Source organism: Streptomyces sp. NBC_00005 (assembly GCF_045160215.1).
Lineage (GTDB): Bacteria > Actinomycetota > Actinomycetes > Streptomycetales > Streptomycetaceae > Streptomyces.
Genome location: NZ_CP108316.1, coordinates 5,226,455 through 5,250,316, shown reverse-complemented (window position 1 = coordinate 5,250,316; position 23,862 = coordinate 5,226,455). Strand labels below are relative to the sequence as shown.

18 protein-coding genes are annotated in these 23,862 nt (G+C 69.2%); 7 read left to right on the top strand and 11 right to left on the bottom strand.

Annotated features, from left to right (window positions below):
• Nucleotides 1-89: 89 nt before the first annotated feature.
• The 5 genes from OG303_RS24095 to OG303_RS24075 all read right to left on the bottom strand — a co-directional run bounded on the left by OG303_RS24095 (nucleotide 90) and on the right by OG303_RS24075 (nucleotide 5,965).
• Nucleotides 90-1,376 (bottom strand): FG-GAP repeat domain-containing protein, encoded by a 1,287-nt coding sequence (locus OG303_RS24095; protein WP_405870797.1) that lies wholly within the window; start codon nucleotides 1,374-1,376, stop codon nucleotides 90-92.
• A gap of 234 nt (nucleotides 1,377-1,610) precedes the next feature.
• On the bottom strand, nucleotides 1,611-2,405 hold the full coding sequence (locus OG303_RS24090) for a WecB/TagA/CpsF family glycosyltransferase (RefSeq protein ID WP_405870795.1): 795 nt from the start codon (nucleotides 2,403-2,405) through the stop codon (nucleotides 1,611-1,613).
• Nucleotides 2,402-3,475 carry an NAD-dependent epimerase/dehydratase family protein gene (locus OG303_RS24085; RefSeq protein WP_405870793.1) on the bottom strand — a complete coding sequence of 358 codons (1,074 nt, stop codon included), beginning with the start codon at nucleotides 3,473-3,475 and terminating at the stop codon, nucleotides 2,402-2,404. The genes OG303_RS24090 and OG303_RS24085 overlap by 4 nt, the downstream gene beginning before the upstream one ends.
• Complete coding sequence (locus OG303_RS24080) at nucleotides 3,472-4,758, bottom strand: O-antigen ligase family protein (protein WP_405877446.1); 1,287 nt, start codon at nucleotides 4,756-4,758, stop codon at nucleotides 3,472-3,474. The genes OG303_RS24085 and OG303_RS24080 overlap by 4 nt, the downstream gene beginning before the upstream one ends.
• Before the next feature lie 49 nt (nucleotides 4,759-4,807).
• On the bottom strand, nucleotides 4,808-5,965 hold the full coding sequence (locus tag OG303_RS24075; RefSeq protein WP_405870792.1) for a glycosyltransferase family 4 protein: 1,158 nt from the start codon (nucleotides 5,963-5,965) through the stop codon (nucleotides 4,808-4,810).
• A 291-nt stretch (nucleotides 5,966-6,256) separates the two neighbouring features.
• Between OG303_RS24075 and OG303_RS24070 the strand changes: the two genes are divergently transcribed.
• Complete coding sequence (locus OG303_RS24070; RefSeq protein WP_405870790.1) at nucleotides 6,257-7,750, top strand: sugar transferase; 1,494 nt, start codon at nucleotides 6,257-6,259, stop codon at nucleotides 7,748-7,750.
• On the opposite strand, the gene OG303_RS24065 is transcribed toward OG303_RS24070, so the two are convergent.
• Nucleotides 7,744-9,195: an oligosaccharide flippase family protein gene (locus tag OG303_RS24065; RefSeq protein ID WP_405870788.1), complete on the bottom strand. Its 1,452-nt coding sequence runs from the start codon at nucleotides 9,193-9,195 to the stop codon at nucleotides 7,744-7,746. The two genes, OG303_RS24070 and OG303_RS24065, sit on opposite strands and share 7 nt — an antisense overlap.
• A gap of 345 nt (nucleotides 9,196-9,540) precedes the next feature.
• Between OG303_RS24065 and OG303_RS24060 the strand changes: the two genes are divergently transcribed.
• The 3 genes from OG303_RS24060 (at nucleotide 9,541) to OG303_RS24050 (ending at nucleotide 13,035) form a co-directional block, all read left to right on the top strand.
• Nucleotides 9,541-10,512, top strand: coding sequence for a UDP-glucuronic acid decarboxylase family protein (locus tag OG303_RS24060; protein WP_405870786.1), 972 nt, complete (start codon nucleotides 9,541-9,543; stop codon nucleotides 10,510-10,512).
• Nucleotides 10,513-10,596: 84 nt separating this feature from the next.
• On the top strand, nucleotides 10,597-11,628 hold the full coding sequence (gene galE / locus OG303_RS24055) for a UDP-glucose 4-epimerase GalE (RefSeq protein ID WP_405870784.1): 1,032 nt from the start codon (nucleotides 10,597-10,599) through the stop codon (nucleotides 11,626-11,628).
• 21 nt (nucleotides 11,629-11,649) lie between these two features.
• Nucleotides 11,650-13,035: a UDP-glucose dehydrogenase family protein gene (locus OG303_RS24050; protein WP_405870783.1), complete on the top strand. Its 1,386-nt coding sequence runs from the start codon at nucleotides 11,650-11,652 to the stop codon at nucleotides 13,033-13,035.
• 55 nt (nucleotides 13,036-13,090) lie between these two features.
• On the opposite strand, the gene OG303_RS24045 is transcribed toward OG303_RS24050, so the two are convergent.
• Nucleotides 13,091-14,155, bottom strand: coding sequence for a glycosyltransferase family 2 protein (locus OG303_RS24045; protein WP_405870782.1), 1,065 nt, complete (start codon nucleotides 14,153-14,155; stop codon nucleotides 13,091-13,093).
• The gene (locus OG303_RS24040; RefSeq protein ID WP_405870781.1) at nucleotides 14,080-15,444 is read right to left on the bottom strand and encodes a glycosyltransferase family 4 protein; all 1,365 of its coding nucleotides are present in this window, start codon (nucleotides 15,442-15,444) and stop codon (nucleotides 14,080-14,082) included. Before OG303_RS24040 ends, OG303_RS24045 begins: the two co-directional genes overlap by 76 nt.
• A 293-nt stretch (nucleotides 15,445-15,737) precedes the next feature.
• On the opposite strand from OG303_RS24040, the gene OG303_RS24035 reads away from it, so the two are divergent.
• Both OG303_RS24035 and OG303_RS24030 read left to right on the top strand, forming a co-directional pair.
• Nucleotides 15,738-17,201: a polysaccharide biosynthesis tyrosine autokinase gene (locus tag OG303_RS24035; protein WP_405870780.1), complete on the top strand. Its 1,464-nt coding sequence runs from the start codon at nucleotides 15,738-15,740 to the stop codon at nucleotides 17,199-17,201.
• A 17-nt stretch (nucleotides 17,202-17,218) separates the two neighbouring features.
• Entirely contained in the window at nucleotides 17,219-17,749 is a 531-nt protein-coding gene (locus tag OG303_RS24030; protein WP_405870778.1) for a low molecular weight phosphatase family protein, read from the top strand.
• Nucleotides 17,750-17,810: 61 nt separating this feature from the next.
• Here OG303_RS24030 and OG303_RS24025 read toward each other — a convergent pair whose 3' ends face one another.
• The 3 genes from OG303_RS24025 to OG303_RS24015 form a co-directional block, all read right to left on the bottom strand.
• Nucleotides 17,811-19,685, bottom strand: a complete 1,875-nt coding sequence (locus OG303_RS24025; RefSeq protein ID WP_405870776.1) for a DUF4012 domain-containing protein — start codon at nucleotides 19,683-19,685, stop codon at nucleotides 17,811-17,813.
• A complete protein-coding gene (locus OG303_RS24020) occupies nucleotides 19,682-20,047 on the bottom strand; it encodes a hypothetical protein (RefSeq protein WP_405870774.1) in 366 nt (121 codons plus the stop codon). Before OG303_RS24020 ends, OG303_RS24025 begins: the two co-directional genes overlap by 4 nt.
• A gap of 219 nt (nucleotides 20,048-20,266) precedes the next feature.
• Nucleotides 20,267-22,549, bottom strand: coding sequence for a (Fe-S)-binding protein (locus OG303_RS24015; RefSeq protein ID WP_405870773.1), 2,283 nt, complete (start codon nucleotides 22,547-22,549; stop codon nucleotides 20,267-20,269).
• A 218-nt stretch (nucleotides 22,550-22,767) separates the two neighbouring features.
• On the opposite strand from OG303_RS24015, the gene OG303_RS24010 reads away from it, so the two are divergent.
• Nucleotides 22,768-23,793, top strand: coding sequence for an MraY family glycosyltransferase (locus OG303_RS24010; RefSeq protein WP_405870771.1), 1,026 nt, complete (start codon nucleotides 22,768-22,770; stop codon nucleotides 23,791-23,793).
• The last annotated feature ends 69 nt before the right edge of the window (nucleotides 23,794-23,862 follow it).

The window sequence follows — 23,862 nt, the reverse complement described above, 5'->3', positions numbered from 1 at the left end:
CCTGTACTGGGGCGTAAGGGTTGTACGTGAGTTCGGTAAATTCTTGAACGACTTTCAGCGCTACTGAGGTGCCTGTGGCGGCTGTGGAGTCAACCGCCCAGGAACTCCGAGCTGGAGAAGGTGACGGCCGGCTCCGCCGCCACCAGTTTCTTCTTCACGCCGGGATAGACGGCGACGGTGTCCTTCGTCTCTCCCCGGTACGTCCGCACCGCGAGGTCCGCCCGTCCGTCGCCGTCGAAGTCGCCGACCGTGAGCACCCGGGTGGTGCCCTGGGCGGGTGGCTCGACGGTCACCATGCCCGCCGTCGACAGGCCTGTCGTACGGCCCCGGAACACCCTCAACTGCGAGCCGCTGGAGACGAGTTCGCTGAGGCCGTCGCCGTCGAAGTCGGCCGCGTCGAGCACCGAGCCGGGGGAGGCGAGGGTGGCGCGGGTGGGGGTCGGGAGGTCGTAGCGCAGGGCGGTCCCGCCCATCGCGCCGACCGCCGCGTCCAGGCCCGCGCCCTTGCCGAAGCGGCCGAGGGCGATGTCGATGCCCTCGGGCAGAGCGGTGCCGGTGCGGGTGGGGCCGGCGGGCCCGCCGAGCACGACGGACGCCTTGCTCGTGCCCTCCGTCGTACGGACCACGAGGTCGTCGTAGCCGTCGCGGTTCACGTCGGCCGCCGGGCCGGTCGGGAACTCGCCGGTCGAGGGGATCGGGGCGCCGGCCGCGCGTGGGGCGCCCTTGCGGGTGAACGGGCCGCGCAGGTAGGTGAGTCGGCCGCCGGACGCGTGCAGGACGAGGTCCTTGGCGCCGTCGCCGTCGAAGTCGCCGCACACGGGCTGGTCGGGCCAGTCGTTGCCGAAGCGGGCGCGGGCGGGAACGGTCAGGGCGACGGCGTGGGTCAGGCCGGTGGCCGAGCCGAAGAGGATCTGGAGCGGGACCGGGGGTTGGCCCTGGCCGTCGTAGGGCGGGTCGGTGGACACGACCAGGTCGGTGAAACCGTCCTTGTCGAGGTCGCAGCTCGCTTCCGCGTCGAAGACGGCGGGGAGTTGGCCTTTGGTGCGGGCCGCGTACTTGGCGGGACCGATCAACTGCCGTGCGCCCGGGGTGAGTCCGTGCGCGCCGCCGTAGACGATGCCGATGCCCGCGTCGTCGGCGTGGCTCTGCGCCTTCACCAGGTCGTCCAGGACGAGGTCGCGGTGTCCGTCACCGTTGAAGTCGTCGGGGGTTGTGCTGCCTTTGCCGTGCGGGATGGGCGACTTGGCCGGGGCGTTGGCGATCTGTACGGGGGTGTGGTGGGCGGCCGCGGGGTGCGCGGTGGGGCCGCACGCGGCGAGGAAGAGGATGCCGCCGAGGGCCGCCGCCGCACAGATCCCGCCTCTACGCACGCGCACCGTTCACCTCGTCAGCACCGTCGACAACGCCTGGGCAATGATGCACGCGTTCGAGGAGGGGCGACAGTCCCGGGACAGGGTGCGACGCTCAGGACTGGTAGGGCTGCGGCTGCCCGTGCGGCCTGCCGTCGCCGTGCCGGCGAGCGGCATGGCGCTCTGATGGAGCACAGCCTGGCGTATGCCTGCGAGCGCTGCGGATGGCTCGACGGGCCGGCAGGGATGCGAGCCATCGGATCACACGGGAAACTCAGTCGGCCTGTCCGTCGTGGAGGGCGGCGGGTCTGCCGGCCGCAGCCGGGCCCACTGTGCGGCAAGAAGTGCCAGGTAGTACGGGTTGAGAACGAGGTACCGCCGCCACAACCGGCCCGGCTCCAGAGCCAGCCGCCCCAGCCACTCCAGCCCGTGCTTCTGCATCCACACGGGCGGCCTCCGCAGGATTCCCGCGTGGAAGTCGAACGCGGCACCGACCGCGAGCAGAGGCATCGGCAGCAGCGGACGCATGGCATGCACGAACACTTCCTGGCGCGGGCAGCCAAGCCCGACCAGGACGATCCGTGCCCCGGATGCGATGATCCGGGCGGCGAGCTCCACGTCCTCACCAGGGCGTGCCGCGCGGAACCTGGACGCCTCGTGACCGGCGATCTTCAGAGCCGGCAGCGTGTTCTGCAGGTTCAGCACCAGACGGTCCAGCGTCTGCTCCGTCGAGCCGTACAAGTACACCGGCAGGCCCTCGTCGGCCGCTGCGCGCAGAACGTGCAGCGTCAGGGTCGGGCCGCACACCCGGTCGGTGAGGGCTGCGTGATGCAGCACATTCAGTGCCCAGCGCACGGGCTGTCCGTCCGGGGTCACCAGGTCGAAGGAATTGAGGCGGGCACCGTGCTCCCGGTCCAGCACGCCCGTCATCACGCCATGGACGGCCAGGGCGGTCACCGCGAACGGGCGGCGTTCGCGGGCCGCGGCGAGCACGTCATCCACCGCACCGGCGTAGCTCGTCACGTCGACTAGGACGCCGAGAACGTTCCTCTTCACCGGGCCGGGATCCATCGGTCCACGTTGGCCTCGTAGATCTCATTCATGATCATTGGCACATCGTGCGTCAACTGCCAGTCCGGATGGTGCTGTTCGAAACGCGCGTTGGAGCTGATCCACCAGACGTGGTCGCCGGTCCGGGGCGTGTCGACGTGCTCGACGAGCATCTCGTTCCCGGAGATCTTCTCGGCCAGCGCGATCGCTTCGAGATTGGAGGCGTTGGAGTGCCGGCCACCGCCCAGGTTGTACACCTCGCCGCTGCGTGGGTTGCGGAAGAACGCCTCGAACGCGGTGACCACGTCACGACTGTGGATGGCGTCCCGCACCTGCTTGCCCTTGTACCCGATGAGTTTGTACGTGCGTCGCTCCATGGCGCAGCGCATCACGTAGGCGAGGAAGCCGTGCAGTTCTGTGGCGGAGTGCCCCGGGCCGGTGAGCGTGCCGCCGCGGAAGCAGGCTGTACTGAGTCCGAAATAGCGGCCGTACTCCTGGACCATGATGTCCGCGGCCACCTTCGAGGCGCCGAAGACGGAGTGCAGGCAGGCGTCGATGGGCATGTCCTCGCCGATGCCGGCGGCGTAGCGGTGATCCGGGGTGATCTCCCAGCGCGTCTCGTGCTCGACCAGCGGCAGGGAATTGGGGCGGTCGCCGTACACCTTGTTGGTGGAGCAGTGGATCAGCGGGGCCTCGATGCAGTGCTCACGAACGTTCTGCAGCACATTGAGTGTGCCTGCGGCGTTGATGTCGAAGTCCAGGAACGGGTCGCGTGCCGCCCAGTCGTGGGAGGGCTGCGCCGCGGTGTGGATGACGACGGCGATGTCCCGGCCGTATCTCCGGAAGACGGCCGCCAGCGCGTCCCGGTCGCGAATGTCCACGCCGTGGTGGGCGTAGGCCTTGCCGAGGTCCCCGGACAGTCGTTTCGCGTTCCACGCGGTCGAGGCCTCCGGTCCGAAGAACCGTGAGCGCATGTCGTTGTCGATGCCGACGACGTCAAGTCCCAAGCGAGCGAAGTGCCTTACCGCCTGTGACCCGATCAGACCGGCCGAGCCGGTCACCACTGCGACGCTCATACCAACACCTCCTGAGGAGAGCTGACAAGGGTGTTCTGTTCCGGTTTCTGCCGGAGACGGGCCCGTTGCGACCGGTCGCCCGCGAGCAGGATTCCGGCCGCCCAGAAGAAGGGAGCGGCGCCGAACGGTGACTCCAGGATGACTCCCAACATGGCTGCGATGAGAAGAGAGAGCACCAGCAGCACGCACAACGACGTCAGCTCGTCGGGCGGCCCTCTGCGGACGGTCCGGAACACAATGGCCAGAAGGCCGGCCAGCAGCGCGACGACGACGGTGAGACCGACGAAGCCCAGCCGGGCAAAGCAGGTGACCAGGTAGTTGTGGGGGGATCGCACTCCGATTCCCCGGCCGATGACAAGGTCGCCGTTGGACAGTTGGAGGAAGTCCGGTCCGAAGCCCACACCGATCGCCGAGCGTGCCGGATCATCCAGGGTGTACGTCACCACCCGGTCCCACGCGATCAGGCGCGCGCGCGTGGTGCCCTGAGCGTTTTCCACGATCTCCGAGGACGATGTCGGACGTGCGTTGAGCGCGAGGAGGCGTTGGCCGGCCGGAGACAGCGGAAGCACCACCGCCACCCCAAGGACCGCGGTCGCTCCGAGGAACACTGCGCGGGGGGTGAGACGACCGTTCCTGCCCGCTCTGAACACGACGGCCACCAGCACGCATGCGGCGCAGGAGAGGAGACCGGCCCTGTTCACCTGTGCCAGGCCCGTCAAGAGCGCCGCGATCGCCACCGACGCGTGCAGCCAGACCCGTCCCCGTCTGATCCGCAGGATCGACAGGCCCGTCAGCACCCCGAGCACCGCCACGTCGAAATCGGTCCTGATCTCGAAGACGCGTGTATTGCCCACCTGCGGCAGTGTGGCGACGAATTCCGGTGCGAGTGTCGCCACCACCATCCACCCGAGGTGCAGCAGCAGCCCGCCGTGGATCATCCGGACCGTTCGCTCTCGGCCGCGATCGCTCACTCTCTGGTAGGCGCCCGCGGACAGATAGGCGATCGCGGCATAGGCGAAGGGCGCTGCGTCACGGGCGGCCGTTCGCACATCGCCCTGCACGTCGAGGAGTCGGAACCCTGCGACCACCAGCAGCAGCCCGACCAGGACTCCCGGTCCGTAGATGCGACCGGGCCGCTTCCCGGACAGCAGTCTCGACAGGATGGCGTGCAGGAAGGCCGCACACAGCAGGAGATCACCGATGTAGAGCGGCCCCACATGCATGTGGGAGACCCAGCGGCCTCCGGTGAGCAGAACGGCGACCGTCGCCACACCCGCGATCATCTTGTCCACTCCCGTTTTCACGAATCCTCGCCCTTCCGAGCCGGCCTTCCTAGGCGGGCGCCGTGATGCGGCCGTTGGCGACGCGTGCCGCCTGGTACGCCTCGGCAACGCGGGTGATCCAGGCCCGCTCCGTGAAGTGGTCGGCGTACACCTGCCTGCAGTGGGCACGCAGCGACGGGAAGCGGGTGGCCGCCTCCGCCAGAACCGGGGCGAGGGCCTTGTCCCATCGGGTGACCAGGCCGGTGCCGTGTTCCCGTACCGCCTCGGCCACCGACGAGCCCTCGAACGCCAGGACCGGAAGCCCGGCCGCCAGAGCCTCGACATGCACGCAGGGCTGGACCTCGTACCACCGGCTGGGGAAGACCAGGCCGCGATAGGAAGGCATCCGCCGGCACAGTTCGGTCCGGTCGAGATGGCCGACGAAGCGGACGGAGGCTGGGGCGGCCGCGCGGCAGTCGGCGAGGAGCTCGCCGTCGCCGACGACATCCAGCGGCTCGTGAGCCGGCCACTGACGCAGCAGTTCCAGGACGCCCTTCTCGGCAGTGAGGCGCGCGGCGACGAGCCAACGGCCTGTGTCGTCCCCCTGCGGCTCACCGGACTGCGGTGCGTCGACGAAATTGGGTACGAGCACCAGGCGCTCGGCGGGCACACCGGCACGCAGGTACGTCTGCTCGCTCAGCCGGGAGTTGACGACGAGTCGGTCCGCGCGGGCCAACAACGGGTCCCGTGCGTGTCCGTGCCGTCCGGCCCAGGCCAGGGGCAGCGTCGCGGCCCGCGAGTCGCGGTAGCAGCCGTAGCGCAGGGCCGCCCAGGGCTCGCCGTCCGGGCACCGGGTGCACACGGCGCCCGCACGGTAGAGCGTCGCCGCGGCGCACAGCGGCCGGTAGTTGTGCAGGGTCGCGACGAGCGGACCGCCCCAGTTCCGTACCCAGGAACGCCCGAAGTTGGGGAACAGGTTGTGGACGTGCACGACGTCGGGGGCGTAGGAGCGCAACCGGGCGAGCGGGTTGTGACCCAGTCCGGACGCCACGCGCGCCGCTGCTCGCAGCGGGTAGAGCGGATCCCGCGCCAGTTCGTCGGTGTGGGCGGCGAACAGCTCCACCTCGTGGCCCGCCGCGCCCAACGCACGCACCTGGTCTCTTACGAGCGCGTTCTCTCCGCTGGGCGTTGCGGAGGTGTAGAAGCTGTGGACCACCGCGATTTTCATGACAGGGCGCCTTCGACAGTTTCGGGCATAAGAGACAAATTTCCGCAAATATTGCCGCCTCGTATCCGCTTTGGGTGGGGCGCCGTGGTGAGTCCACTCGCCTGGCGCAGCGACGCGCGACGGACAGACCGCCGATGCTGCTCATCGGGTGATCGTTCTTCCCGGACGAGCGTCGCCACCCGCTCCACCGTGTACCCGTCGGACACACTCGACGGCGTCCGCCGCCTGCTGCACCTCGGGGAGGTGCACGGACCCGTAGCAATCCGTTGGAGCCTGTCGGAGAGGGTGACCGTGACTGTTCGCGGAGACGTGCCTTTCGTGCCGCTGCCAGGGCATACGCGGGCGCGGTCCGACCGGGAGCCGCCTGGCACCGGACGAAGACGGGACGGCAAGCCCGCCTGGTACCTGCCGACCGCACTGATCGTCGACGCCGCGGGGGCGGCCGCGCCGGTGTACATGACCTTGTGCCTGGCCGGCGAGGCACATGCCGTGAGGTACGCGGCCGTGATGGCCGGGGTCTGGGTGCTGGTACGGGCCTCACGCACGCGGTACGCATGGCGCAACCTGGGAGAGCGCGGCAATGCCGCCCCACTGCTGCGGGACTGGCTGATTCTGGTGGCGCTGCTCGCCGTGGTGAGAGCGGCGACCGGTGAGGGACCCCCCTTTCATCTGGAGCTGGCCGGCCTGCTCGCATGCCTCCCGGTCACCGTGACGTGCCAAGGCCTGACCCATCGTCACCTGTTGGCCAGGCGCCGTGCCGGACAGGCCGTCCGCCGCGCCCTGGTGATCGGTGAGGCGGCCGCTCTCGACGGCCTGGTGAACCATCTCGCGCGCCGCACGGACCACGCGTTCGTCGCGGTCGGCGTATGCCCGATCGGCGACGACGACCCCAACCTGGTGGCTCCCGTCACGGCGCGGCTGGACCGGCAGACCCCGGCGCAACCTTCCGGTGACTCCTCGCCGGTGCTGGCGGCGGCACGAAGGCTGGAGGTGGACCTGGTCTTCGTAGTGTCCGGACCGAGCATGGCGTCGGAGCGACTGCGACGGCTGTCCTGGGCCGTGTACGAGGACGGCCGTCCGCTCGTCGTCGTGCCCGGTCTGACCGAGGTGGTGCAGCGCCGGGTCAGTGTCTCGTCCTCGGCAGGTCTCACGATGCTGCACGTGGCCCCGCCGGTCCGCCGCGGCGCAGCCCTGCTGTTGAAGGCGGTGACGGACCGGTTGGGCGCCGCGTTGCTGCTGGTGTTGCTCGTCCCCGTGCTTGTCGGAGTGGCGATCGCCGTACGGCTGGACTCGCCAGGCACGATCCTGCACCGCCAGATCCGCGTCGGGCGGGGCGGCCGCCAGTTCAGCATGGCGAAGTTCCGCACCATGGTCGCGGGCGCCGAGCTGTTGAGGCACAAGCTCACCGGGACCAACGAGCACGACGGGCTGATGTTCAAGATGCGCCGCGATCCCCGGATCACGCGCGTGGGCCGGGTGCTCCGGCGCTTCTCACTGGACGAGCTGCCCCAGCTGGTCAACGTGCTGCAGGGGCACATGTCCCTGGTGGGTCCGAGGCCGCCGCTGCCCGATGAGGTGGCGGAGTACAACGAGGTGGAGCTGCGACGGCTGAGCGTCAAGCCGGGACTCACCGGTCTGTGGCAGGTCAGCGGCCGCTCCGAGCTGTCCTGGGACGAGACCGTCGCCCTGGACCTGCGCTACGTCGACAACTGGTCGCCCGCAGGCGACTTCGGCATCCTGTGCCGGACGCTGCGGGCCGTCTTCGAGGGCAACGGCGCCTACTGACCCGTAGCTGATCGGCGCCAGAGCACAGCGGGCAGCAGGCCACGTTCCCGGGCGACACGCACACCGTGCAGACCGGCCCCGTACCGCACACAGCACAGCACCAGCGCACCTGCGGCAGCCAGCTTGGCCGCAAGCATCACCGCCGGAGGGCTGTCCTCGAGCGCTAGTTGAACGGACCACAGAGCGAGCCAGATCAGGGCGGCGAGAGCGGCAGCCTGTGCGTAGGCTTCCGCGACCAGCCGCCGGGTGGTGGGGAAGAGCCGGGTCAGCCATACATGGAACAGAGCCTGTTTGATGAACTCGCTGACAAGGGCCACCACCATCAGTCCGTAGACTCCGCAGCCGAGGAACAGCGCGAACGACGTTCCGGCGATGAGAACCATCACCTGCACCAGATGGATGGCGGCCTTGCGTCCCACGGCGCCCATGGCCTCAACGAGCGTGCCCGAGAAGTTCGCCACCAGACTGAGCGCGCTGCTCAGTCCCAGGATCGGGACCAGTTCTGCGCTGCCTCGCCACTGGCTGCCGAGGAGCAATGCCACCAACTGCTCGCTGCTCGCCCCGATCATCGCCCACACGGAGAAGAGAACCAGTGTGGTCAGAGAGATACCGTCGGCGTGTGAGGCGCCGAGCCGGCCGGACTCGTGCTGGATGCGGCTGAAGGCGGGATAGAGGACCTTGCTCCCCGCCTTCTGGATCTGTTGCAGCGGGAACGAGGCAAGGAGTGCGGCGCGGTTGTAGAGCCCGGCGGCGGTGACGCCGACGTAGCGGCCGATAACGAGACTGCCGCAGTCCGCCGCGAGGTATTCCAGGAAGCCGCCGGCCGATACTTTGGCGCCGAAGCGCATGACGTCACGCATGGCCCGGACATCGAACAGGGGACGCAGCGAGTGCCGGACCATGAGGTACGACACAAGGGCCTGCAGCAGGGTCCATCCGAGTGTGCCGTAGACAAGGCTCCACACGCCTGCGCCGAGAAGCGCGGAAGAGATTCCGGTGACGCAGAAGCCGACGACAAAGGAGAAGAAGTCGGTGAAGGCAACGGCCCGGTATCGCATACCGCGGCTCAGCAGTCCGGTGGAGGGGGCGCCGAGAGCTGCAATCAACAGGCCCAGTGCAAGCATCCGGATCAGGCTGGTCAATTCGGAGGGGCCGTGGACCAGTTCGGTCCCGTATGGCGCGATGAAATACACCGCCGTGGAGGAACAGGTGCCGACGGTGAGGGCCAGCGTGAAGATCACGCGGACGTCGCGGTCTGTGAGTGAGGGGCGCTGGACCACTACGGAGCTCAGACCGCCCTGGGCGAAGTTCTGAGCGAAACGCGGCACCAGGTATGCCAGTGCCATCAGCCCGAAGTCCTGGGGGGTGAGCAGCCGGGCCATCGCGGCCGCGTACGGAATCTGGACGGCGGCGCCGGCCGCGCTGGCGAGATAGGTCCAGCGCATGCCCCGGACAGTGACGGAAGTCAGCTGTGTCATGAGGCCACCGGGAAGTCGGCTTCCATGACGCTCCTGAGTTCTGTCACGAAGGATCTGCCTCGGGCCAGGACCCTCCCACGATGACCGTGGGCCGCCGGCAGCCACGCGACGCGCGAGGCGCACATTCACACGTGAGAGTGATCGGTCCATGCGCGCCGACGACTGTGCGCCCTGGCACGTTCCCCGCGGGTACCGGCCAAACAGTGCATGGCTGCAGACGCGTTCCCGAGGCGAACCGAGAATCTGCTCATATCCTTTTCGATGTTTTTACAGAACGTCTCCACCCCTTTCCTGAATTCATGGAGAAAAGCCATGCGTGTTGCCGTGACCGGTGGGGGCGGTTTTCTGGGCTCACATCTGTGTGAGGCATTGCTGCGGCGTGGAGATGCCGTCGTCTGCCTGGACAACTTCAGCACAGGGCGGCCGAAGAACATCGCACACCTGCGGGAATTTCCCGCCTTCGAATTCATCCATGCCGACGTGAGTGTCTCGGTGGACGTCCCCGGTCCGGTCGACGCCGTCGCCCATCTCGCCAGCCCCGCGTCGCCGCCGGACTATCTGCGGTTGCCCCTCCAGACCCTTGCCGTGGGCAGCCGAGGCACCGAGAACGCCCTCGAGCTGGCCCGGCTCAACAACGCCCGGTTCCTGCTCGCTTCGACAAGTGAGGTCTACGGCGATCCGCTCGTCCACCCTCAGGACGAGGAGTACTGGGGCAACGTCAATCCGGTCGGACCGCGCAGCGTGTACGACGAGGCCAAGCGGTACGCAGAAGCCGTCTCTCTTGCCTATCGGCGCAGCCAGGGCGTCGACGTGGGAATCGTCCGGATCTTCAACACCTACGGCCCGCGCATGCGCCGGCGCGACGGCCGGGTCGTCTCCAGCTTCATCGCCCAAGCCCTCGGCGGCGAGCCGTTGACCATCTACGGCGACGGCAAGCAGACCCGCAGCTTCTGCTACGTGGACGATCTGGTCCGCGGCCTGATCGCGATGCTGGACTCGTCCGAGACCGGGCCGTTCAATCTCGGGAATCCAGAGGAGTGGACGGTGTCCGACCTCGCCGAACTCGTCCTCGACATCACGGGTTCACATGCGGAGATCCAGTACCACCCACTCCCCACGGACGACCCGGTCCGCCGCCGCCCGGTCATCGCTCGTGCCCGTGAACACCTCGGCTGGCACCCGGAGGTACCGGTCGCGGACGGAGTGCGTCGGACCGTGGAGTGGTTCAGAAGCCGGCCGTACGGCGACGAGCCGCTCGCGACCGTCACGGACCCCTCGGTCTGAAGCGTGAGTTCAGCCGGTGGCCGACGGCATGACGAGCATGTGCCACAGGAGGTCACCCGAAACGAGCGCGAAGAGAGGTAACCCATGCCCGGTCGCACCACCGTCCTGGTGACCGGCGGCGCCGGTTTCATCGGCAGCCACACCTGCGTCGAACTCCTCGACCACGGCTATGACGTGGTGGTCGTCGACGACTACTCCAACAGTTCGCCCGGCGCGCTGGAACGCGTCGCGAAAATCGCCGACCGCCCGCCGGCCGCCGTCCACGAGACCGACCTGCTCGACCGCCGCGCGCTCTCCCGGGTGTTCGACCAGCACGATGTCGACGCCGTCATCCACTTCGCCGCGAAGAAGGCCGTCGGGGAGTCCGTGGAACTGCCCGTCGAGTACTACGACACCAATGTCGGCGGCACCACGGCACTGCTGCGCGCCATGCACGACCACGGAGTCCACCGCCTGGTGTTCTCCTCGTCCTGCTCGATCTACGGCAACGCCACCCGGGTGCCGATCACCGAGGAGGACCCGGCGGGCCCCACCAACCCGTACGCCGCCTCGAAATGGCTCTGCGAGCAGGTGCTCGCCGACACCTGCCGTCATCTGCCCGAGCTTTCCGTTCTGGCCCTGCGTTACTTCAACCCGGTCGGCGCGCACCCCAGCGGACTGCTCGGCGAGGCGCCCCGGGCAGCCGTGCCCAACAACGTGATGCCGTACCTCGCCCGGGTCGCCGCCGGCCGGCTCCCGAAGCTCAGCGTCTTCGGCGACGACTACCCCACCGCCGACGGCACGGGTGTGCGCGACTACATCCATGTGATGGACGTCGCCGAAGGCCACCGTATTGCGCTGGAACGCCTCGACGACGACAGCGGCATGCGCGTCTTCAACCTCGGTACGGGACAGGGCACTTCGGTGCTCGAACTCGTCGCCGCCTTCCAGCGCGCCTCCGGTACGCCGATCCCGTACGAGATCACCGGCCGCCGCCCCGGCGACGTGCCGGCCCTGGTCGCCGACCCGGGCGCCGTGGCCCGGGCCTGGAACTGGACCACGACGAGGGACCTCACCGCGATGTGTGAGGACGCATGGCGGTTCCAGGAACTCAACCCGTCCGGCTATCCGAACTGAACACAGAAAGCGGCGAGTGAGATGCGACTGACCGTCATCGGAACGGGATACCTCGGTGCCGTGCACGCCGCGTGCATGGCAGACATCGGACACGAGGTGCTCGGAGTCGACATCGACGCCGAGAAGATCGCGGCTCTCGGCGAGGGCAGGGTGCCCTTCTTCGAACCAGGTCTGCAGGACGTTCTCAGGAGAACCGTCGGCTCGGGGCGATTGCGCTTCTCCACCTCGCTCGACGAGGCGGCCGACTTCGGCGACGTGCACTTCGTCTGTGTGAACACCCCGCAGCGCCGGGACTCGCCCGCCGCCGACCTGCGGGCGGTCGACGCCGTCATCGACGGGCTGGCGCCCCGGCTGCGCCACCGCTGCCTGATCGTGGGCAAGTCCACGGTCCCCGCGGGAACGACGGCCCGGCTCACCGCGCGCGTCCAGGAACTCGCCTCTCAGGGCACGGACGTCGAGGTCGCCTGGAATCCGGAGTTCCTGCGGGAGGGCTTCGCCGTCCAGGACACGCTCCGCCCGGAGCGGCTGGTGGCCGGCGTCCTGTCCGGGCGGGCCGACCAGACCCTGCGCGAGGTGTACGCGCCGATGCTGCGCGCCGGCGTGCCGTACATCAGCACGGACCCGGCCACCGCCGAGCTGGTGAAGGTCGCGGCGAACTCGTTCCTCGCCACCAAGATCTCGTTCATCAACGCCATGGCCGAGGTCTGCGATGCCACGGGTGCCGATGTGACCACCCTGGCCGACGCCCTCGGGTACGACTCCCGCATCGGCCGCCGCTTCCTCTCCGCCGGCCTCGGCTTCGGAGGCGGATGCCTCCCCAAGGACATCAGGGCGTTCACGGCCCGCGCCGACGAACTCGGCATCGGCGGCGCGGTGTCGTTCCTCCGCCAGATCGACGAGATCAACACGCGGCAGCGGCGACGCACCGTCGACATCGCCCGGGACATGGCAGGCGGAGGATTCGAGGGACGCCGTATCGCCGTCCTGGGCGCCACGTTCAAGCCCGACAGCGACGATGTCCGCGACTCGCCCGCCCTGGCCGTCGCGGCCGCGGTCCACCGCGAGGGCGCGGACGTACGGCTGCACGACCCGGAGGGAATGGACAACGCGCGGGCCGTCCTGCCCATGCTCGAATACGTCCCCGACGTGGCCAAGGCGTGCGAGGGCGCCGATCTCGTGCTGCACCTGACCGAGTGGACCGACTACCGCCGGATCGACGCCGCCGCGCTGGCCGCCGTGACACCCGCGCGGAAGATCCTCGACGCGCGCAACGCCCTCGACGCGGCACTGTGGCGGTCCGCCGGCTGGACCCTGCGGGCGCTCGGCCGACCGACGCCGCCCCCCTTGCCGAGCCAGCAGACAGTCGTCGACCACGTGTCGAGCGTCTGCTCCGCCGAACTGGGCTGAGCCGCCCCGGCATCATGCCGGCGGCCTCGCACCGAGCCGGTGACGCCTTGGGGACTCAGCTTCCGCCCTGGGCGACGGCACTTGGCGTACGACGGACCGGAAGGCGCATCGCGATGCGGCGGAGCGTGTACGACGGCCGGGCCACCAGGGCGGCAGCGCACAGCGCGGTCGCCCTGACGTACCGTCCTTCCAGCACCAGCAGGCCGGCGTCACGGAATCGCCGCGCCGCGCCGTCCCGCCGCCGCTGCGCCCTCGTGAGGCGATACGAGGACACGAACGATTCCAGGTCGGGTGCGGACCGGCCCTCGAGCCGGGCCGTGGCCCGCTTCTCGACGAAGCGCATGAGCATCATCATCTTGGCGTGACGATTGGCCGAAAGGGAGTCGCTGTGAACTCGGTAGGCACCGAGCGGCCGCATGACCGTGGCAACCGATCCCGCCAGGGCCAGTCGAGTCATGAGGTCGAGATCCTCGACGACCGGAAGTGACTCGTCGAACCCTCCCGCGGCCCGCACGGTGTCGGTCCAGGCGATCAGGGAGGAGTTGAACGGGAACGGCATCAGCCGACCCCGCTGCAGGAGCTCTCGGGAGTCGGCGTCCCGAGCATCCTGACCCGTCCGGCCAAGCAGGCGGCGGCCGTTTCCGGACACATACTGGAAGACCGCGCCGACCGCGACGACACCGCGGTCGCTCTGCAGGACGCTGATCTGCTCGGAGAGCTTCTCCGGATACCAGAGATCGTCAGCGTCGAGGAAGGCCACGATCTCACCCTTGGCGAGGGCGAGACCGCGATTGCGGGCGGCTGCTCCTCCCCGGTTCGCGCCTCGGTCAACCCGAACACGCTGGTCAGCGATGCCTTCGGCGATCGCCGCGCCGCCATCGGTGGACCCGTCGTCCACCACGATGACTTCGAGCTCCTGGTGCGTCTGGCTGAGGACGGACCCGAGACAGGCTCCGATGTACTTCTCTGTGTTGTACAGAGGGATGATCACTGATACGAGCATGGCTGCCTCTCGAAGGTTCGCACGGACACCGACACTGTCGATCAATTCGGGCGTTTTCTTGAGCTGGGCAGAATGGCGCGGTAGAGCTCTTCGGCGGTTTCCGCCTTCGCCGTCCACGTGTGTTTCCGCGCCCACGCCAGTGCGGCTCGTTCCATGCAGCGGCCTGTTTGCTGATCGGTCAGGACACCGCTGAGTGCCCACGCGAGGCGTTGTGGCAGATCGGCAGGGTCGCCGAGGGGCACGGAGATCGCCCCGCCCGGCGCCGAGAAGTCACTGATGCCGTGGTGGCCGAGATGGATGACGGGGAGGCCTCTGGCCCACGCTTCCAGGGTCTGCGTGCTGGAGGAGTCCCGCAGGCTGGTCATCAGAAACGCGTCGGCCTCGTCACAGGCGGTGAAAACCTGTTCCCGGGGCAACAGGCCCCGGAATTCGACGGATTCACCTACTCCCAGGCGGAGCGCGAGCTGTTCCAGGGTTGGCCGCAGAGGTCCGTCGCCGAGGATCACGAGGCGCGCATCCGGAATCTCCGACCGCAGATGTGCGATCGCCCGCACCGCCAACTCGGGGGTTTTGCGCGGGTGCAGCCTGCCGACCCACAGAACGGTGGGCGGGCGACCGGACCGAGCCGGCCGCTCCTGCGTCGACTCCCGGATCAGGGACTCCTGGATGCCGTCGGCCAGCATCAGATGAGTGTCGGTCCGGCTCAGACGGCGAGCCCGTCGTGCCGTGTCCCGGTTGGTGGCCAGCACCACTGCCGCCTCGCGGAGTGTCATGTGACATGACCGCCGACGGCTGAGGCAGCGAACCCACAGCCAGGTCCGCAGCGCCTCCTGCCGGTAGGCGGCGCCGAGGTAACGCCGGTGACTGTGCGGTGCGATCTGGCCACCGCCGACGGGACCGAACACCAAGGGCGGTCCCAGGTGGCGCAGGGCGGAGCCGCCCTGCAGGGATCCGTACGAGACGTGGTGTACGAGGTCGGCCCCGTCGAGCCCGTGGCTGCGGGCGTACGCCAGGGCCCGGCGCTGCCATCCGTCGTAGCGCCGGACTTCCGCGGCCATGTCGCTCAGCGGGCCGGGCAGCAGCCCGGTCCACCGGGGGGCGCGCGGTTCCGGGATGACGTGCAGTCTGATCCGTTCGCCCACCGTCCCCAGGTCGGCCACTCGCCGCTCGGCGTGCTGCACGCTGTCGAACTCGGGGTGCGTCAGGACCTCCACGGTGTGCCCGCGTCTCGCAAGTGATTCGGCCCAGCCCCACCCGATGGCCGGCTCGCTGCCGCGTGTTGGATCGCAGGTGAACGCGACCAGCACGATGCGGAGTCGGCGTGACGCGGTGGCGCCGTCCGCGCGCTCCGGTGCCAGGGGGTCGAGGTCAGGAGGCCCGGCCTCATTGACGACTGTTCTACGCATGAAGACCTGTCCATCCGCCGCGGGAGCCCATCCTGCCGCCAGGCATATTGCTGCGGTGCGGAGGGCGATTCATTGCCGAAACCGGCTTCTCGCCGCGTTTCACGGGCTGTTTTCCCCCGATCGGCCTCGGGCTTCGGCCGGACGGATTGATCAGGCCCCGCGAAGGCGGGCCTTGCGGGCCCGTGCTGCCGTGGCTCCCGAAGGCAGCGGCCTGTTGTGCCTATCCTGAGCGGCGCATTAGCTGGCAAATATGCGCAAAAGAGTACATTTTCTAGCCCTGTGAGGGATGCACGTTGGACCTTCGTGGATATCTCAAAGTACTCGCCAGACGCTGGCCGACCGTCCTGATCTGCCTGTTGCTGGGTATCGGCGCGGGCGAGGCGGTAACCGCGGTGACCACGCCGGTCTACGAGGCCCGTACTCAGCTCTTCGTCGCCACCCGGACCGGTGTGGATACCACCGATCTGAATCAGGGTCAGTCCTTCTCGCAGGCACGTGTCCAGTCGTATGCGGCGATCGTCGCCACGCGTCAGGTGACGCAGCCCGTGGCGCGCGAACTGGGGCTGAAGTACACGCCGGAGCAGCTCGCGTCCCGCATCACCGCCGAGGCTCCGCTCAACACCGTGCTCATCAACATCACGGTGCGGGACACGGTTCCGGCACGTGCGGCGCGTATCGCCGATGCCGTCGCGGAGCGCTTCATCACTGTCGTCGAGAAGCTGGAGACGCCGAAGCAGGCCCCGACATCCCGCGAGGACCGCGACGCATCCACCTCCCGCATTTCACCCGTATCGCTCGGCGTCACCCAGCAGGCGAGCATCCCCAGGGAGCCCGTCTCACCGAAGCGGCTGCTCGACCTCGTGGCCGGAGTGCTCGGCGGCCTGCTGCTCGGTGCCGGAATCGTCGCGCTGCGCGAGGCGCTCGACACCACCATCAAGACCAGCGACGGCCTGGGAGAGCTCACCTCGCTGCCGGTCCTCGGTTCCATCCCGTACGACAGGAACTCGGCCCGGCAGCGGATCGCCATGGACACCGCCAGCACCTCCGTGCGTGCCGAGGCCTTCCGCAAGCTGCGTGCCAACCTGCAGTTCGCGCAGGTCGACGACCGGCCGCGGGTGATCGTCGTGACCAGTTCGGTGCCCGGTGAGGGGAAGACCACCACGGCCGTCAACCTGGCACTCTCCCTTGCCGATGCGGGTCTGCGGACCTGTCTGGTCGACGCAGACCTGCGCCGCCCCTCCGTGGCCGGTACCTTCGGGCTGGTCCAGGACGCCGGACTGACCACGGTGCTGATCGGCCAGGCCGGCGCCGAGGACGTGATGCAGCAGGCCGGAGGCCGGCTCACAGTGCTCACCAGCGGTGCCGTGCCGCCCAACCCGACCGAGCTGCTCGCCTCGGCCCGCATGGGGGAGGTGCTTCGCGAACTCGCCGGCACCTACGACGTGGTCATCGTGGACAGTGCCCCGCTGCTGCCGGTCGCCGACACGATCGGCCTGGCCCCGCTCGCCGACGGCGTGCTGTTCGTCGTACGCGCCTCCAAGACCGGCCGCGACCAGATCCGTGGCGCCGCCGAGTCGCTGAGCCGGACGGGCGTACGCATCCTCGGCACCGTCTTCAGCATGGCCTCTTCCTTCAAGAACAAGGGGTACGGCTACGGTTACGGCTACGCCCCGGCGGAAGTACCCGTGCCCCGTCCGGCCCTCGCGCCTGCGGAGCCCGTCGAGACCGCCCAGCGGTCGCCCGTCGGCGAGAAATGAGCCGTCCCGTGTGCCCGGTGACCGCCTTCGAAGTGCTGTTCGTCTGCACCGGCAACCTGCACCGTTCGCCGGTCGCGGAACGGCTGCTGGCCGCCGAACTGCCGGAGCCGGACTTCAGGGTGCGCAGCGCCGGCACCGGTGCCCGGCCGGTCCCCCTGGACGCCGTGACGAGTGCGATCCTCCACGAACTCGGCGGTGACGTACGGGGGTTCACCGCCCGGTCCCTCGACGTCGGCCAGGTCGAGGGCGCCGATCTGGTGCTCGGCCTGGAGCGGTGTCACCGGGAGGCCGCGGTGCGGCTCTCCCCGCTGGCGCTGCGCCGCTGTTTCACCCTCCGTGAGTTCAACCGGCTCATGGACGGGACCCGCGCCGGCACACCACGCGAGGCGGTCCGGCTGGCGGCTTCCCGGCGGGGCGCGGTGGTTCCCCCGCCCGACGAGACGGACGGCATCGCGGATCCGCACGGAGCACCAGACGGCGTACACAAGGCGCGGGCCCTGGAGGTCCGCGATGCGGTCCGGATCCTGGCCGGGATCCTGAACCCCTGACGGCGAGGCCGGAGGCACGGTGTGAACCGTGGCTCCGGCCTCGCCGTCGGCGCGTCAGGGCTCAGCCGTCGCACGGGGCCGCAGGCTTCACGGTGGCCCGCAGCGGCGTCACCAGGGTCTGCCGCAGGATCGTCGGGGGACGGTCGGCCTGCGGCTCGTCGAGGTGAAGCACCAGCGTGCGGCTGGACTGCCGGGGAAGCTCCAGGTCGAGGGTGTACACCGGGTGGCCGCGTTCGGCGCCGGGGATCAGATCGACCCGGCGACCGTCCAGGGTGGCCCCGGTCAGTTTCGCCCCCGTGCCGGCGTAGTACGACACCAGCAGCCGGTTGTCGCCCGGGTGGGTCCGGTACGGCGGGTAGTCGACGCGTTGGGTGACGTAGAAAGGGAGGCCCGAGGCCGGTGCCCGGTTGGTGAGCGTCACCGTCGCGGTGACCGATCGGCCGGTGTCCGTGCAGGCACCCGGCGCCCAGACGAGGCTTCGGTCCAGGTAGTAGTCCAGCTTGGTGCCCGCCGCGTTGTTCACCACGAGCCCCGCGAAGGGGCCGGGCGTGGCGGGGAGCACGCCCGCGAACGGCCGTGATTCCAGCAGCCGTTGCTCTGCCTGGTGCGCGCTCCACACCTGGATGCGGCCCTCGCGCTGCACGTCACGCACGGCGCTCAGCAGCGCCGGCAACCGGCTCGGGGCGTCGATGGCGTTCATCATCCGTCCGGCGGCCGCACGAGCGGCCTCGACGAAGAACGCCTTGCGCTCGGCGACGTCCGAGTACTTCGCGTACGCGGCCCGCTCGGTGAGGTCCACGGTGTTGTCGGCGGTGAGTGCGGTGCCGTCGGGCATACGGGCTGGTCCGGTGGCGCGCAGAAGAAGGCCCAGCGAAGCGGGGTCGATGGCGATCGCGCCGTCCAGACGTTGACCGGTGTGCGCGCGCCAGACCGCGGTCCAGATGCGGCCCGCGTTCGGGAAATGCGGGCTCATGTTGGAGTTCGCCCAGGAGCTCTCGGGCCCGTTGTTCCCGTACTGTGCCTCGAACTCGGCTCCGAGGTTCACGTCCGCGCGGACGTCGCCGATCTCGGTGTTGTTGCCGAAGTGTTCGAAGGACACACGGCCCCGGTCCGTCCGCAGCACGGCGAAGGCTCCGGGGAGGCCGCCGGTGCCCCGGGCCTCGGCGATGTTCTGGAAGGCGAGGAAGTAGCGCCGTGGCCCGTGCGCCCCGAGCATGGACGGAGCGACCCGGGCCGCGACGGCGACGTCGCGTGTCTGCGGTGCGAGACGGTCGAGCTGATCCGACAGCTGCGCGCGGCCGCGGTCGGCCGCCGGCAGCCAGGTGGAGCGGGGAAGGCGGTGGGCGTCGTCCCGCACCTTGGCCGCGACACGAGCCGCCCGGGCGAACGTGGGCGCCTCGCTCTCCAGTTCCGTGAGGACATGCGGGATGCCGCCGGCGTGGGCGCCCGCCGACAGTCGGGGGACGGTGCGCACCAGCGGCGGCAGTACGTCTCCGGCCAGCCTGTCCGAGGCCTCCGCGATGCCGCGCACGGTTTCGAAGGGGCCGCCGAAGAAGGGCAGTTGGGCGGCGGTGTACCAGGCCGGTCCAGTGGTGAGGCCGTGTGCGCGCGCGGCGTGTGCGGCCGCCGAACGCAGCATTCGTTCCTGATCCGACTCCGCCGGGGCCCCGGCGGCGACCGCCGCGTCGGGGTGAGGCGCCGCCGAGGTCGCGATCGACGCACGGAGCGCGTTCAGGTCGTGCTGTGCGGCAAGGAGCTCGTTGTGGGCGAGCCAGCCGGTGACACCGATCCAGGCGGCCGCCACCGGGGGAAGAACGGCGGCGGCCAGCAGAGCTTTCCTGGCCAGAGGGCCGTGGATGTGCAGACGCGCCCGACGGGCGTCCCGGTCGTGACCGGGACGCCCGCGGAGGGTCAAACGCAGTCTTGGCAGCGTCATGAGCTGCGGCGACGGCGCGCGATCAGCACGGTGCCGACGCCTGCCGCCACCAGACCGGCCGCCACACCACCCAGGATCAGCTCCTTGTCGTTGTCACCGGTGTGCGCGAGGTGCGGCCTGCCGGGGTGGTGCCCGTTGCCGTGCCCCGGGTCCTCGTGGTGCGGCGGCTCGTGCGGCTTCGGCGGGTGCGGCGGATACGGTGGCTTCGGCGGGTACGGATGGTCTGCCGAGTGCGACGGGTGCGGCGGGTACGGGTTGTCCTGTGCCTGGGCGGTCCCTGCGGCCACCAGCGGCGCTGCGACGAGCGCAGCAGCCGTGGCGGCTGAGGCCAGAGCCGATCGCCGTTTCGGCGATGTCGTCATCTTCCACTCTCCTTGACTTGCGTAGCGCCTGGCTGCGGCGTGGGCAGTGTTCAAGACCGGATAGTGGAATAAATAGGAATTTCTACGTACAAATAACCCTTTGACGACGATAAGCCGCCAGATGGTGCAGCGAGATCACCGTGTCGCTTGTGTCGGGAGACGACGACGCCCCCTGTCCCGGGTGGGGCAGGGGGCGTCGGACGGCGTCCGTGGGGCGGGCTACTTCACCGGTTCCGGCTCCGGCTCGCTCGCCGCCTCCGCCTCGCCCGCCGGGTCGACCGGCGTCTTGACGGACTCCAGGAGGAGCTGGGCGACGTCCACGACCTGGATGGACTCCTTGGCCTTGCCGTCGTTCTTCTTGCCGTTGACCGAGTCGGTCAGCATGACGAGGCAGAACGGGCAGGCCGTGGACACGATGTCCGGGTTCAGCGACAGAGCCTCGTCGACGCGCTCGTTGTTGATGCGCTTGCCGATCCGCTCCTCCATCCACATCCGCGCGCCGCCGGCGCCGCAGCAGAAGCCACGCTCCTTGTGGCGGTGCATCTCCTCGTTACGCAGGCCCGGGACGCTGGCGATGATCTCGCGCGGGGGCGTGTAGATCTTGTTGTGGCGGCCCAGGTAGCAGGGGTCGTGGTAGGTGATGATGCCCTCGACCGCGGTGACCGGGACCAACTTGCCCTCGTCGACGAGGTGTTGCAGCAGCTGGGTGTGGTGGATGACCTCGTAGTCGCCGCCGAGCTGCGGGTACTCGTTGCCGATGGTGTTGAGGCAGTGCGGGCAGGTGGCGACGATCTTCTTGGCCGACTTCGGCTTGGCGGACTCGGGGACGACCTTGCCGTCGTCGTCCAGCTCTTCGCCGAACGCCATGTTCAGGGCCATGACGTTCTCCATGCCGAGCTCCTGGAACAGCGGCTCGTTGCCGAGCCTGCGCGCCGAGTCACCCGTGCACTTCTCGTCGCCGCCCATGATCGCGAACTTGACGCCCGCGATGTTGAGGAGTTCCGCGAAGGCCTTCGTGGTCTTCTTCGCGCGGTCCTCGAGCGCGCCCGCGCAGCCGACCCAGTACAGGTACTCGACCTCGCTGAGGTCCTCGATGTCCTGGCCGACGACCGGGACCTCGAACTCGAGCTCCTTGAGCCACTCCAGGCGCTGCTTCTTGGCGAGCCCCCAGGGGTTGCCCTTCTTCTCCAGGTTCTTGAGCATCGTGCCCGCCTCGGACGGGAACGCGGACTCGATCATCACCTGGTAGCGGCGCATGTCGACGATGTGGTCGATGTGCTCGATGTCCACCGGGCACTGCTCGACGCAGGCGCCGCAGGTGGTGCAGGACCACAGGACGTCCGGGTCGATGACGCCGTTCTCCTCGGCGGTACCGATCAGCGGGCGCTCGGCTTCCGCGAGCGCTGCCGCGGGAACGTCCCCCAGCTGTTCCTCGGACGCCTTCTCCTCGCCCTCCATGGTCTTGCCGCCACCGGCCAGCAGGTACGGGGCCTTGGCGTGCGCGTGGTCGCGCAGGGACATGATCAGGAGCTTGGGGGAGAGCGGCTTGCCCGTGTTCCAGGCCGGGCACTGCGACTGGCAACGACCGCACTCGGTGCAGGTGGAGAAGTCCAGCAGGCCCTTCCAGGAGAACTGCTCGACCTGGGAGACGCCGAAGACGTCGTCGTCACCGGGGTCGGTGAAGTCGATCGGCTTGCCGCCGGAGGTCATGGGCTGGAGGCCACCGAGGGCCGTACCGCCGTCGGACTCGCGCTTGAACCAGATGTTCGGGAACGCGAGGAAGCGGTGCCAGGCCACACCCATGTTGGTGTTCAGCGAGACCACGATCATCCAGATGAACGAGGTGCTGATCTTGACCATCGCGACGAAGTAGACCAGGTTCTGCAGCGCGGAGACGCTCAGGCCCTTGAAGGCCAGGACCAGCGGGTACGAGGCGAAGTACCCGGCCTCGTAGCCCTCCACGTGGTGGATGGCGCCCTCGAGACCGCGCAGCACGTAGATCGCGAGACCGATGGTGAGGATGACGTACTCGACGAAGTACGCCTGGCCCGCCTTGGAGCCCGCGAAGCGGGACTTGCGGCCGGGCCGCGAGGGCAGGTTCAGCAGGCGGATCGCGATGAGTACGACGATGCCGAGCACCGTCATCACACCGATGAACTCGGTGTACATCTCCAGGGGCAGCCACTGGCCGACGATCGGCAGTGTCCAGTCGGCCTGGAAGAGCTGGCCGAAGGCCTGCGCCAGGGTCGGCGGCAGCGTCAGGAAGCCGACGGCCACGAACCAGTGGGCGAAGCCCACGATGCCCCAGCGGTTCATCCGCGTGTGGCCGAGGAACTCACGCACCAGCGTCACGCTGCGCGAGTAGGGATTGTCGGTCCGGCTGCCGGCGGGCACGGGCTGGCCCAGCTTGAAATACCGGACGAACTGGCCGATGGCGCGTGCGAGCAGCGCAACGCCGACCACGGTCAGAACCAGCGACACGATGATCGCGGCGAGTTGCATTTGGGGGCTCCTCGGGCCTGCGAGGGGTTTCGTTCGAGGGCGGGCCTCGACATTACTAAGCGGTAACTTATGCAGTCGGTTTGAGACTACCCCCATCTTCCATCGCACTGTAGCCAGCCGTTCGGTGATCTGCGTCGCTGAGGGTTGCCTTAAAGGTCTGTGACGATCCGATCGTGTTATTCATGCCAAATTGGTACATTCGCCCCTAACTTAGATCCGTGCTCTACGGGATTGCCGCCGCCACCACCGCCCTCCTGCTCGCCGCCGTGCTCACCGCGCTGCTCCGGGTGCCTGCCCTGCGCCTCGGGATCGTCGACCGGAGACGTCAGCGGCAGCGCCCCGTGCCGCTGTTCGGCGGTGCGGCCGTGGTGCTCGCCACCTGTGCGGTGGCGGTGGCCGGGGACCGGACCGGGGTGGCACCCCTCGGGGACGGGGTCGGGAAGCTGCTCGCCGCGGGGGGCGCCGTGGCCGCGCTCGGGCTCGTCGCGGACGTGCGTCGGGTCAAGGCGCGCTTCCTCGTCGCCGGTACGGCGGTGGCGGCGGCCTTCGTGGTGCCGTACGACGAGACCGGGGTGCCCGCCGGCCTGCTCGCCGTCGGCTGGATCGTCTTCGTCGCCGTCGGGTTCAAGGTGCTCGACCACGCCGACGCGCTCGCGGGCACCGTCGGAGTCGTCACCGCCTTCGGGGTCGGGGCCTGTGCGGCGGCCGAGGTGATGGACGGGCTCGCGGTGCTGCTGAGTGTGCTGGCCGCCGCGCTGACCGGGTTCCTCATGCACAACTGGCCGCCCGCGCGCGTGGGGCTCGGTGCGTGCGGGTCGCTGTTCACCGGGTTCGTGCTCGCCGCCTCGGCCGTGTTCACCCGGGCCGGGTACGGGATCGAGTCCAGCGCGGGGGTGCTGTTCGCGCTCACCGCCGTGGCGAGCGCCGACGTACTGCTCGTGGTCCTGTCGCGGCGGCTGGCCGGGCGGCCGTTGCTGCGCGGCGGACCGGACCATCTCGCCCACCGGCTGCGGCGGTTGGGGCTCACCCCCCAGGGGGCGACCGTGCTGCCCGGCATCGGGGCGTTCGCCGGGGTGCTCGTCGGGGTGCTCATGCACATCGGATGGACCGCCGAGTCCGGGGTGTTCTGGGTGGGAGCGGGGGCACTCATCGTCGTACTCCTGCTGCTGCGGGTGCCTGTGTACGGAGCTCGACGGTCCGTATCCACGCAGGTCAGCGGCCACTTGCGTGTAAGGAACGGATAAGAGTTGAGTCGCTGCGACTCAGGTCTGTTGACCGAGCGCGGGACGTCATGCACACTTGAGTCCGTTCCA

Coding starts and splice junctions, on each gene's coding strand:
- OG303_RS24040 (WP_405870781.1), bottom strand. CDS start 15,444: ATGCGTAGAACAGTCGTCAATGAGGCCGGGCCTCCTGACCTCGACCCC.
- OG303_RS24080 (WP_405877446.1), bottom strand. CDS start 4,758: ATGATCGCGGGTGTGGCGACGGTCGCCGTTCTGCTCACCGGAGGCCGC.
- OG303_RS24025 (WP_405870776.1), bottom strand. CDS start 19,685: ATGACGCTGCCAAGACTGCGTTTGACCCTCCGCGGGCGTCCCGGTCAC.
- OG303_RS24050 (WP_405870783.1), top strand. CDS start 11,650: ATGCGACTGACCGTCATCGGAACGGGATACCTCGGTGCCGTGCACGCC.
- OG303_RS24065 (WP_405870788.1), bottom strand. CDS start 9,195: ATGCGCTGGACCTATCTCGCCAGCGCGGCCGGCGCCGCCGTCCAGATT.
- OG303_RS24075 (WP_405870792.1), bottom strand. CDS start 5,965: ATGAAAATCGCGGTGGTCCACAGCTTCTACACCTCCGCAACGCCCAGC.
- OG303_RS24060 (WP_405870786.1), top strand. CDS start 9,541: ATGCGTGTTGCCGTGACCGGTGGGGGCGGTTTTCTGGGCTCACATCTG.
- galE (WP_405870784.1), top strand. CDS start 10,597: ATGCCCGGTCGCACCACCGTCCTGGTGACCGGCGGCGCCGGTTTCATC.
- OG303_RS24020 (WP_405870774.1), bottom strand. CDS start 20,047: ATGACGACATCGCCGAAACGGCGATCGGCTCTGGCCTCAGCCGCCACG.
- OG303_RS24085 (WP_405870793.1), bottom strand. CDS start 3,475: ATGAGCGTCGCAGTGGTGACCGGCTCGGCCGGTCTGATCGGGTCACAG.
- OG303_RS24015 (WP_405870773.1), bottom strand. CDS start 22,549: ATGCAACTCGCCGCGATCATCGTGTCGCTGGTTCTGACCGTGGTCGGC.